At 45.0% G+C, this 11617-nt stretch carries 7 protein-coding genes and 1 tRNA gene; 3 read left to right on the plus strand and 5 right to left on the minus strand.

The features are described 5' to 3' along the window. Positions 1–27 precede the first annotated feature (27 nt). A tRNA-Pro gene (locus BN93_RS11340) sits at positions 28–101 on the minus strand. Positions 102–171: 70 nt separating this feature from the next. Further along, positions 172–1362: a serine palmitoyltransferase gene (gene spt, locus BN93_RS11345; RefSeq protein ID WP_009229845.1), complete on the minus strand. Its 1191-nt coding sequence runs from the start codon at positions 1360–1362 to the stop codon at positions 172–174. A gap of 217 nt (positions 1363–1579) precedes the next feature. Between spt and BN93_RS11350 the strand changes: the two genes are divergently transcribed. Continuing rightward, on the plus strand, positions 1580–2608 hold the full coding sequence (locus BN93_RS11350; protein WP_009229846.1) for a diacylglycerol/lipid kinase family protein: 1029 nt from the start codon (positions 1580–1582) through the stop codon (positions 2606–2608). A 529-nt stretch (positions 2609–3137) separates the two neighbouring features. On the opposite strand, the gene BN93_RS18045 is transcribed toward BN93_RS11350, so the two are convergent. Both BN93_RS18045 and BN93_RS11355 read right to left on the minus strand, forming a co-directional pair. Then, positions 3138–3308 carry a hypothetical protein gene (locus BN93_RS18045; RefSeq protein WP_009229847.1) on the minus strand — a complete coding sequence of 57 codons (171 nt, stop codon included), beginning with the start codon at positions 3306–3308 and terminating at the stop codon, positions 3138–3140. A gap of 15 nt (positions 3309–3323) precedes the next feature. Next, positions 3324–6830: a hypothetical protein gene (locus BN93_RS11355; protein ID WP_044260576.1), complete on the minus strand. Its 3507-nt coding sequence runs from the start codon at positions 6828–6830 to the stop codon at positions 3324–3326. Between the two features lie 963 nt (positions 6831–7793). Between BN93_RS11355 and BN93_RS11360 the strand changes: the two genes are divergently transcribed. Beyond that, positions 7794–8816 (plus strand): helix-turn-helix domain-containing protein, encoded by a 1023-nt coding sequence (locus BN93_RS11360; RefSeq protein ID WP_019188442.1) that lies wholly within the window; start codon positions 7794–7796, stop codon positions 8814–8816. Between the two features lie 293 nt (positions 8817–9109). Here BN93_RS11360 and BN93_RS11365 read toward each other — a convergent pair whose 3' ends face one another. Continuing rightward, positions 9110–10564 carry a Do family serine endopeptidase gene (locus tag BN93_RS11365; RefSeq protein ID WP_044260579.1) on the minus strand — a complete coding sequence of 485 codons (1455 nt, stop codon included), beginning with the start codon at positions 10562–10564 and terminating at the stop codon, positions 9110–9112. 371 nt (positions 10565–10935) lie between these two features. On the opposite strand from BN93_RS11365, the gene BN93_RS18685 reads away from it, so the two are divergent. After that, positions 10936–11187 (plus strand): hypothetical protein, encoded by a 252-nt coding sequence (locus BN93_RS18685; RefSeq protein WP_019188444.1) that lies wholly within the window; start codon positions 10936–10938, stop codon positions 11185–11187. The last annotated feature ends 430 nt before the right edge of the window (positions 11188–11617 follow it).

Raw genomic sequence — 11617 nt, forward strand, 5'->3', positions numbered from 1 at the left:
CACACATTGCGTGATTGGCCGTTTTTGTCGGGGCGACAGGATTCGAGCCTGCGACCGCCTGGTCCCAAACCAGGAGCGCTACCGGGCTGCGCTACACCCCGAATCGCAAAACCCATTGTTGTTTTGCGGTTGCAAAGGTACTACTATTTGTTGGGTACTGCAAATATTTGTTTAACTTTTTATTATATCCAAGTCTACAAATATCTTTTTAAGTATTTGTACGCCACGTTCCACTTGCTCTTCCGTATGCGTTGCCATCAATGCCATACGCACAAGCGTATCTTGCGGCGCACATGCCGGCGGAATAACGGGATTGATGAAAACGCCCGCTTCGAAGGCCAGCTTTGTTACAAGGAAAGTTTTCTCCACATCGTGAACATAGAGTGGGATAATGGGACTTTCGGTGTCTCCAATTTCAAAACCCTCCTCCCTAAAACGGCGCAGCGCATAACGGGTAACCTCCCAGAGCCTTTCAATGCGTTCGGGTTCTTGCTGAATGATGTGCAATGCCTCAAGTGCCGCTGCCGTTGCAGCAGGCGTGTTGGATGCGCTGAAGATGTACGAACGGCATGTGTGGCGAAGGTAATTGATGGTATCGGCATCCGATGCAATAAAGCCGCCGATGGATGCAAGGCTCTTTGAGAATGTTCCCATGATAAGATCCACCTCGTCGGTAAGGCCGAAATGCTCGCAAACACCACGGCCATGTTTGCCAAAAACGCCAAGGCTGTGTGCCTCGTCCACCATAACCGAGCAGTTGTACTTATGTTTCAAGGCCACAATCTCAGGAAGTTTGGCCAGGTCGCCCTCCATAGAGAACACGCCATCCACAACAATCAGCTTAACGGCCTCGTGAGGTAGCGACTTGAGAATGTTCTCCAAGTCTTCCATGTCGTTGTGTTTGTAGTGCAGCTGTTTGGCAAACGACAAGCGCCTTCCGTCTACAATGCTGGCATGGTCGCGGTCGTCGCAAATAATATAGTCGCCTCTTCCAACCACCATTGCCAGCACACCCTGGTTAACCGAGAAACCCGTAGAGAAACATAACGTATCGTCTTTCTGTACGAATGTGGCCAACTCTTTCTCCAATTGTACGTGTAAGTCTAGCGTTCCGTTAAGAAACCGACTTCCGGCACAGCCAGAGCCATACTTGTCTAGCGCGTCTTTGGCGGCCTTCACCACCCTTTCGTCTCCCGTCAGTCCGGTATAGGCGTTCGAACCAAACATCAAAACATGATGTCCATCCATCTCTACTTCGGTTCCCTGTTTGCTGGTTATCTCGCGAAAATAGGGATAGACACCCGCTTTAATATATTTTTGCGGTTCACGATAAGCCTTGTATCTTTCTTGTAATTGTCCCATTTTTAAATAGGTAAAAGAACTATTTTTTGTTTATCAGAGTGCAAAGGTACGAAAAAATACAGCAAAACGCCTATCTTTTCAAAGAAATCGGCCTTTAAAGCGTTTTTCGTCTGTTACGTGCTGTTATCAAATGTTTTTTATTATCTTTGCAATAAGGCTTGATTAACGCCCTTTAAACGAAGTTAAACCCCGTCTGGAAACCATAAAACGAAACGGAATGAAAAAGAAAATTGTATTCATCATGAACCCCATATCAGGGACGGGAAGTAAGAAAGGCATTCCCGAAGCTATTGACAGATACATCGACAAGGAACTTTTCGACTACGAAATACGAACCACCGAGTATGCCGGACATGCTTGCCACATTGCCACCGAGGCCAAAGAGCAAGGTGTAGACGTGGCGGTGGCCGTTGGCGGCGATGGTACCGTTAACGAGGTTGGGCGGGCCATTGTGGAGTCTGACACGGCCTTGGGCATCATTCCCTGCGGGTCGGGCAACGGATTGGCACGCCATCTGATGTTGCCCATGAACGTAAAGAAATGTTTGCAGCTGATAAACACGTGCGAAATACACAGGCTAGACTATGGGAAAATTAACGAACACTACTTTTTTTGCACCTGCGGCATGGGTTTCGATGCCTTTGTCAGCCAGAAGTTTGCGCAAGCTGGTAAGCGCGGCCCCATCACATACGCCGAAAACATTCTGCGTGAGGGGTTGAAATATCAGCCAGAAACCTATGAAATAGAAGACGAAACGGGCGTACATCGCTACAAGGCCTTCCTTATTTCGTGTGCCAATGCCTCGCAATATGGCAACAATGCCTACATTGCGCCAAGGGCATCAATGAGCGACGGATTGCTAGACGTTATCATCATGGAGCCTTTCGATTTGCTTGACGCGCCGCAAATTAGTCTCGACATGTTTAACAAGACCCTCGACAAGAATTCGAAGATAAAGACTTTCAGATGCAAAGAACTAAAAATACACCGAAAGAACGAGGGTGTAATACATTTTGACGGCGACCCTGTTGAGGCTGGCAAAGACATTGTTGTGTCTCTAAAAGAAAAAGGTATTAATGTGATTGTAAACCCCGATGCCGACAAGTCGTTACGAGAACCCAACGCCTTCCAATCTATTGCCGCCTCGCTTTTCAATGAACTCAACGACATGCGCCGGGTTTTCAACAAACGAAGTCAAAAGCTACCGCTGCTGGGAAAGGTTATCCAACGAAAGCTTACGCGTTAAAAGCCACAGGCAGTTGCGCTGAGCAATAATCAAAACAACCTTTCAAACGTGCAATATCTGCCTTAAAGCCTAAGTCTAGATTTGGATTTAGGTGGATGGCGATTATGCTTATTCGCACTGAAAAGTGGGTGAATTAGTTGAAGTGTCGGCAAGCTAAGCAGTTGATGAGGCAACCAGTTAACGAGCAGACAAGAAGAGCAGTCTGGTAAACAAGTAGATGAGTAAAGGTGAGAAGTTTGGTCAATGATTAGGCGAGTTAACGAATTGTCATGGTAGGTAGTTTAGCTAACAAGTTGGCTGGCACAGCCATCTTTTCACCTTTTCACCTTTTCACCCTTTCACCTTTTCACCCTTTCACCTTTTCACCTTTTCACCCTTTCACCTTTTCACCCTTTCACCTTTTCACCCTTTCACCTATAAAAGCGGAAAGCGAAGCGTGCCTATAATGGCCGCTCCGCCTTCTTAAAGTATAATGGTTCAACAATTAGCCTTTGCAAATTGTCAGTCAGCAGTTCATTTACCTCTCACGCTAATAGACAACGCCCCAAGGCAGAATTTCCTCATCTTCTTCCTCCTCGTCGAATACAAATGACTTTGCATCGGCATCGTCTGATTGGTTACCAGAGTTCTGCAACATCAGTATCGGTTCATACTTATTGGTAACAATCTCGGATATTGGTTTTATATAATTCGTCTTCATAGCTCATCCCTTTCATTATTGTACAGATACCTTTACTCCATTAATAACATACACACCAGCGGCAACAGGAACAGACCGTGTCTCGTTGGCCTTCAAGTTCAGCTTAGCCACACTCATGCCGTTTACACCAAACACTTCAACGCGTTGTGCCTTCTTTGCAAAGAATGTAATCATTCCGTTTGCGGCCGTTACTGCTAGGTCGGCGTTAGCTTTTACGTTGTTGATGCCCGTTGTTTCGCCGTTCTCACCAAACACCACATCGAAGGAGGCCATCTTAGCACCGCTTGTGCTGCTGAAAGAATAGTACGAACGGAATGGTCTTACTTTCACTAGTTTCGGGTCGGAAGGCAAGTTCAATGATGAATAGTACTTGTTGTTGGCGAAATAGAACACCTTTTCAACCTTATCTCCACAATAGGTACCCCTATTTTCAAAGGCATAGTTCGTTCCGTTTCCACTTCCCGTGGCCTTTTCGCCCATCAAGTAAGTCTTGTTTTTGTGGGCGATGGTGGGCATAATGTCTGCTCCATGCTGCATGGCCACGAACGATTGACCGTCTTTTGGCGTATAAGCATCGTTCACCAATATCATGTAGGGCTTGTTGGCCTCGGTTGTCATTCCTTCAGCCTTAACGAAATGAGCATCGCCATCGAACTTCATATAGTCGTAACCAGGTTTCTGTTCGGGACTAACATTAAGGCAATTGGTTGCTTGCATCACATATACCTCAAACGAGCAACCGTCTCCCTTGTTCACGTGCTTGCCGTCTGTCAAGGCCAAAGTGAACGGCAACATCAACGTTGCTTTCTTTGCTTGGCCGTTGGCTCCAGTTACTTCGCGCGTATAGAGAGCGTAGTTTGCAGCATCAACGCGTATCTTGTAAGGAGAATAGAAAGGTTGTTTGTCGGTAAGAATGATGTTTCTTGCGGCCTTATAGGTTCCACCTTCCTCTGCATAAGCAAAGTTGTCGGCAGCATGAGTGGTGTTCTTGGGCAAGAATACCAGTGCATTCTTAGCCAGTGCATTCTTCAATGTGGTCCACGAGCTGCCGTTAGACGAGTAAGCGCCTTGCATTTGGCTCCCCATGTCTACATAAAGCAGCTTGTCCATTGCGGCGGGTACGTTGCTCCCGCCAGCTGCAATAGCAGTTTCCAACTGCTCTTTCACCGCTTCTACGGAGCTATATCCTAAGTTACCTTCATTATCTTTGGATGTAACAACAGCGCCATAGAACTCTCCGCTTTCTGCTTCGCCATAGAACGACTTGTCGTATAGTTTCTCGAAGGCAACACTCGGCGTATAGGTTCGGGCCACGAGGTGTATCTCCATGTCGTAGTAGGCGTAATAGCGATGCTGGGTAGCAGTGGTAGGAGCGATGTTATAACGCGTCTCGTCTGTGGTGAAGACGTAAGCGTTGGTCATGTAATCCTTGTTTTCTTCCGTTGGGGTCATCACCACATTGTTGAACTGACCGCCCGCAGCGGCATACTTTTCTAGCGTAAAGGGATATTCAATCAACGAAGTTGCAGTGCCAGTCTTGCTCACTTCATCGGCATTGTTAAACTTAAACGCCTTTGTTCCTGCCGTGGCCACAAACACTTTCTTCGTATAATCGTAGTTGGCCGCAAAGTCGGGATGACGGTAGATGTTGTTGTTCGACTCGCCAAAGAGGTTGAAATATTCGGACTTTACAAAACCGAAACGTGCATTGCCATTAGAGGAACCATCGTAATATGTATTGTCGGCACACTTGCTCTTCAAGTTTTCGAAGGTAAAATGGCAAGCAGTGTTGAGCCAATCGCGCGGTATATAGAAGTAGAACACACCCCCGCCCACGCTGAAATCGTTAGAAACGAACTCGCGCGAAATCTTCATGTCGCCGTGGGTGCACATCAGTTCCATGTGATTGATGTAGGGGTCGAGTGCCTCCACTGTCAGCTCGAGGTTCACAAGGCCGTTCCCTCCTACTACTTCCAACTTTACAGCATCGTTGTTCAAGTCGTCCATTACAAAGTTTCCAGGCTGAGTGACGTTAATTTCTTTGGCGGCCTTGCCCGTTTTGTCGTAGACTTTCAATGTATAAGTGCCCGATGCGTTAGAACGTTCCCATTGTGCAGTTCCCACATTGTCGTATTCTGCAAAGTAAACGGGACTACCTGGTTTGGTTCCAAACATGTACAAGTTGTTACATACTATTCCTTCTCCGACAAGGCTAAACCGACTACCTGTTCCATTGCCTATCGTTAGGGTATTGTTTGGGTCAACTACCAAGTAGTTTGAAGTGCCAACAACATTGATGCGTCCTTGAGCGTCAATCTCCCATTTTTGTTGTGTGGTGCCAAAGGTCGCATCTCTCTGTAAGTACCAAACGTCTCCACCTTCTACATATTTAATGTAGAACTTTTGCTCTGCACTTATTGTATAATTCACCTTTGCAGAAGTGATACGATAGTGTAAAGGCACATCATTTCCTTTTTGGTCTTTGGTGCAAACAGGCGTTTCGGCAAAGTAAGTTTGCCCAGGTTGTATCTCGAAATAACCCATTTGGTCGATGGTTACCGCTTTGATTGTTTTGTTACCAACGGCAGAACCTGCTGTACGGCTATTCAAATCCAAGGTTTCGTCAACGCTAGCCCCTTCGTAAAACAGCGACTGAGCCATCAAGTCTTTCACGTTTCTGTAAACATAGCTTTGTCTTTTTACGCCCGTATAGGTGTTTTGGGAGATTTGTCCAAGGTCCACTTTCCCCGTGGGGAATGGACATTGAACAACACTTACCCCCTCCGCGCTAGCTTGTTGCGGAGCAATGTTAACCTTAAATGGAGCTTCGGGAGTGAAAGTTAGCTCAACATATTTTAATGTAACGCCCACGTATCTGCCCGAAACGTGGCTGCTAACACCATTGGCAATCTTAAAATAAAGTATGTTGCCCATGTCGCTCTCCACCATACTGGTGCGTTCGATGGTGAATTCTTCATTGCTCATACCCTTTTTCAGGTTCTTATAATAGGCCGACATGAAATCAAACCTCGAATTGGTTTCACCGAAATAGAAAGCGCGATCGTGCGTTACGCGCAGCTTGGCTTTTCCGTTTCCAAACACGTCAACGTTGTTTTGCACAATAATCTTATAGCTTGTAAATCTGTATCCATGTGGCAAAGCGAAGGTAATAAAGCCATCTTCTCGCTGTCCGCCAAACACTTGTATGCCCGTATCGGCTCCTGTGTTATAAAGGTTGTTGCCATGTACGGCCAATTGTCCGTTCGGCGAAAGCGTTTTTAGGTCAGATGCGGTCATTGTCAGTGGCAGTTGGTGGTGTTTCCATGTGGCAAAACCGCCCGATGCAAAGCCGGTTTCGGTAGCTCCACCAGAATAAGTGGTCTGCGAACAAATCATACTACCTGTGTTTTCGCTCACTATAACGTTTTGCGCCCTGCTTGATATTCCGCAAAACATACTACTGAGCAAGAGCATGGCGAACAGTCTGCCACATGCCTTTGCGTGTAAAAACATTCTTCTCATAACACTCGTTTTTTAAATTAATAATTGTTGATAGATATACTTCTTTTCTCGTTCCTCGAAAAGTGCGTTTTCTCGCCATGACAATGTCCGAGCAAGCTCGACGTTGTTCATTTGGCTTAACGAAAACGTTCATTTTATTAAAACACATACACAACTCAATTGTTTCGCAACATACTACTCCCTATTATTGGGAGATGTGCAATTAATTAAGAATGGCTGCTATCTAAGGCAAGGCCTCTTTTCCGTTAATAACAGATAATGCGAAAGCTGCATCTACTCATAAACTGCATCGTTTGATAGAGCTTAAACCCTCGGTAACAAAGTTTTCACTGTTGTCGTTAACACTTCTGGTCCTATCATTAGGTCAGCATCTCACTGTTTATTCGTTTCGTTATCTCTGAGTACCTACACCCTTACAGCGGTGCTTATCCTTTTTGAAACGGAGAATAATAATGGCATTCTCAATTTGTTATCCATGCCATTTTATCGCCTTCTGATTTTGTTTGTCAGAATGTTTCAAGCGCAAAAGTAGGCTTAATACTTCATTTCAGGAAATAATTGAGGGCGCAAAATGGCGCAAAGACAAACAAATAATACGCAAACCAACGCAAATTGTTTGAAACATGCAGGCAAGAAGTGCGTTTTTCGTTATCAGAATGCAAAGTTTTGATTGAGCCAGCTAGGCTATCCCAAAATATTTTCATATCTTTGCCACAAAGTACAGCTGTTTACGCCCCTCGCATTTGCCTGCGAAGGTAAGCGTTTGAACATATCCCACGAACAAGCAGTTGAAAAGAACGCAAACGGTTCCTAATTAACAGGATAGCGCCAAAGACTAACCATTGAACTGACGAACAACAATACGCGACCTTCAACAAACTGTCGCGACTCTGAGAACTTATACTGCATTCGGCACAATGCTAAGCCGACAAAGATACGTAAAATCAACAACATTAATCACAAATGAAAACAACTACTTTAACCGCCCAATTCGAAAATTTCGTTGCCTTGTACACAAAAGACAAGGAAGAACGAGTGCGTTTCTTCGTCTTCTTTGCAGGTGCCATTCAGCTCATTGTCTTCACCTTGCTGAATATTGTGGGTACAATTGGCATCTACCATCCCTTCTTGCAAACGGTTTCTTTCGCACTCCTTGCGTTATGTGTAGCGATGGTTACGCTATACCTTCGCCGTACGCTGTCGCTTGTTTCTGCCTTCGCCACATTTGCCATTACAGCCCAACTACTTGAAATGACGCGCATTGCATTTCTTCTCTTCCTGACCCCTCCAGGCTACGAAGCGATGGTTATATATTACCAAGTAGGTTCTTACACCATCTTACTTTACCTAGCTTTGGGTTTCATACCCCAGACTCCACTCCTAGTAACGGCTTTAAACATCGCAACATTGCTCTGCGTAACGCTGTACGACGGACACGCCATCGACCAGCAAATCGCGCTACTCTTCGCATTACTCTGCATTTTCACTTGTGCTCTGGCTGTCATTAGCCGACGAGGCCTCCACAAAATACAGCAAGAAAACAAAGATTATCAAGACACGCACAACTCGATACTCACCGCTTTCAACATGAGCCAAAGCGAACTGATAGCCTATTTGCAAATATGCCGTGCCAAAGAACCCAACAGCAAACACGTCGACATGCTTTTAAGTCAACTTAACGAGCAATCGAAACACAACCTTGTCCATGCGGCGATGGTTTTGAAGAAAAAGCACGATGCCCAACAACTTGAATTAAGTAAATGCTTTCCTAGCCTTACACATACCGAATTGGAAGTGAGCAGACTTGTGGTTGAAGGGAAAACGCTTGGCGAAATTGCGTTAATTATGGGAAAGACAACGACCAACATCAGCACTGTGCGCGGAAATGTGAGGAAGAAACTTGGCCTGCAACCTAGCGAAGACCTTGTAGAAAAGCTAAAAGAACTGGCCGCACCTGCCAACAAAGCTTTGAGAAAGACCTTTTAAAGGTAAACCAACACCTCTTTTACCTGTCTATATTGTTAGGCTATTGCCTTTTTATTCTCAACCAACACCCTTGCATATACACATGAAAAGGGCCACATCACACTCTTTACACAGAGTGGATGTGGCCCTTAAGGTTTTGTTCTTGTCACGCTCAGCTATTGGCCTACACCCGATGTGGGTTCAACAGATTGTCCATAGACACCTCCGTTTGGCCTGCATGTGCTTATCAGCTTTCCCTATATACAAAGGACTAATGGCACAGTTTGCACAACAGCTGTTGCAACATTTATTTGTTAGTTGCCCACCACCACAGCAAAATAGGCCTTCTTGCCTGTTGGGTAAATGCCTTGTATGTAAAGCACAGGGTCTTTGCTTGTCGATGCCTCCTTAACGGCTTTCTGCAAGTCGTCAGTCGACTTGATAATCTGTTCGTTCACCTTCTGAATGATAAATCCTTTGGCAACGCCAGCATCTTTAAGTGCACCATTGTTCACCCTTATAACTTCCAAGCCCGAGCTTATATTGAGTTGACGCTTTTGTTCGTCGTTAATTTCCTTGAAGTTACCGCCAAGAATGTCTAGATCGGCGCTCTTCATCACCTTCGTGTTGCCCTGAGCATTCTTCAAAGTGGCCGTAGCAGTGGTTTTCTTCTTATTACGCAAGTAAGTAATGGTAATCTTGTCGCCAGGCTTTTTGCCCGAAAGCAATTCTTGAAGTTCGGCCATCTTGGTAAGCTTTCTTCCATCGGCAGCAACGATAACGTCGCCAGACTTTAAGCCAACAGCCGAGCCAGCACCACCATCTTCAACAGAATCAACATATATACCATCGTTTGTTCCAAGGTCGTGTTCTTTGCCTTTCTCCTTTTCCATGTCAAGATAAACGCGGACGTCGCCACCTTTAATGCCCATAACAGCACGTTGCACGCTACCATATTGCTTGATGTCGGCCACCACCTTATTCATGATGGTTGTGGGAATGGCAAATCCATAGCCGCTATACGAACCCGTTTGCGAATAGAGCATGGCATTGATGCCTACCAATTCGCCTTGGGTGTTTACCAGTGCGCCACCCGAATTGCCCTGATTGATGGCAGCATCGGTCTGGATAAACGACTCAATGGGATTGCCGCCCAACGTACGAGCCTTGGCACTAACGATACCGGCAGTAACTGTTGAGTTGAGGTTAAAGGGGTTTCCAACGGCCAACACCCATTCGCCCACTTTCAACTTGTCGGAATCTCCAATAGGTAAGGTGGGCAAGTTCTTTCCGTCTATCTTAATCAGCGCAAGGTCTGTGCTTTTGTCCGTGCCAATAATGCGAGCAGAAAACTCCCTGTTATCGTTTAGGGTTACCGTAAGTTGGTCGGCACCTTCAACCACGTGGTTGTTAGTTACGATATAGCCGTCTGCCGATATGATAACACCCGAACCAGTTGCTTCACGCTTCGGGGTTTGCACTTGTCGTTTTTGTGTTCCGCCATTGCCTCTTCCTGGACTTCCAAAGAAGTCATCAAAGAAGTCGCTAAAAGGGTCGCTCTGCACTTCAACGGTTTGCACCTTTGAGTTCTGAACATACCGAATATGCACAACGGCGGGCAGTGCTTTTTCAGCGGCAAAGGTAAGGTCTACGGGTTGTGCCGGCATCGCTGGAGATGCAGCAGCATTTACCTTCATAAATGAACCGGCAGAGAATGCAATAGAAAGCACGCATAATCCGCCAATGAGGTACTGTGAATACTTTTTCATTGTTTCTTTCTTTATTTTTTAAATTACTATTTTTGTCTTGTCTTAGCTTTCCGCCTGCAAATATAGGCGCAAATATTTAAATACAGCAACATCGCCACCTTTCTTTATCCCTATTTAACATACACGAATATCATATTAACGCCTATTAATGCCGTTGTGATTACTAATTGAAATATTCAGCCATTCTAACGCCTAGTAATTATTACTCATTCCTTATATGAACCGACAAATAGACATTGAAGCAAAACGCACTTTTAGAGAAACGAGAAAAAAATGATTAACTCGTTAACTTATCCCCTTGTCTTCTTGCAAACCTGTCCACCCGTCAACTCGCCCACCGTTGTAATCTTTTCAGTAAGAAATTTAACACTATGAGTGCCCTTTTTGTCCACCAACCGCCAACCCAGCCGCAAAAAATCGATTCTCGCGCAGGTTTGTTTTGGTGCAAAAATGGGTTAGTCCGTGAATACGACAAAATGAATATTTATTTCAAAGAACCGCCATTTGCACTCATTTTTGGGCTATTTGGTGCTAAATGTAGTGCAATATGGTGCAAAACGCAGTGCGTTTTGGTGCTAAATGCAATGCGTTTTGGTGCTAAATGCAGTGCATTTTGGTGCTAAATGCAAGTTAAAAAGGTGCTAAACGCAGTGTAAAATGCTGTTGAATGCAAGGTAAAAAGCATAAAAATTCACTACAACGGTATAAACATAACCTTTTTAAACCTTGAAACACATGGCTGAAAAGGGCAAAATGGTCGTTAAAAAGTGGGTTTTTAGGGGATAAAAGCGAGTAATTGGGTCTGAAAAATAACGAGACGGCAACCAAACTAGAAAGGCTATTTGGTGCAAAATGAAGGTTTTATTCTCAAAAACATACAATACAAGATGTGCGAAAGGCCAAAATTTGTGCTATTTACCTACTTTTAAAGCCATATTTTCGCTAGAACGGAGCGAAAATTAGAGCGACATTGTAAAAACAAAAAAATATTTTAAGCTTTTAAGCCGATGAGTTGGCAGGTTAACCAGTGGGCGAGTTAACAGGTAAGCATCC

The organism is Prevotella conceptionensis 9403948 (assembly GCF_000312305.1).
Taxonomy (GTDB): Bacteria; Bacteroidota; Bacteroidia; order Bacteroidales; family Bacteroidaceae; genus Prevotella; species Prevotella conceptionensis.

Excerpts from the sequence above, each read along its gene's own strand:
- spt (WP_009229845.1), bottom strand. The coding sequence starts at position 1,362 with ATGGGACAATTACAAGAAAGATACAAGGCTTATCGTGAACCGCAAAAA.
- BN93_RS11350 (WP_009229846.1), top strand. The coding sequence starts at position 1,580 with ATGAAAAAGAAAATTGTATTCATCATGAACCCCATATCAGGGACGGGA.
- BN93_RS18045 (WP_009229847.1), bottom strand. The coding sequence starts at position 3,308 with ATGAAGACGAATTATATAAAACCAATATCCGAGATTGTTACCAATAAG.
- BN93_RS11355 (WP_044260576.1), bottom strand. The coding sequence starts at position 6,830 with ATGAGAAGAATGTTTTTACACGCAAAGGCATGTGGCAGACTGTTCGCC.
- BN93_RS11360 (WP_019188442.1), top strand. The coding sequence starts at position 7,794 with ATGAAAACAACTACTTTAACCGCCCAATTCGAAAATTTCGTTGCCTTG.
- BN93_RS11365 (WP_044260579.1), bottom strand. The coding sequence starts at position 10,564 with ATGAAAAAGTATTCACAGTACCTCATTGGCGGATTATGCGTGCTTTCT.
- BN93_RS18685 (WP_019188444.1), top strand. The coding sequence starts at position 10,936 with ATGAGTGCCCTTTTTGTCCACCAACCGCCAACCCAGCCGCAAAAAATC.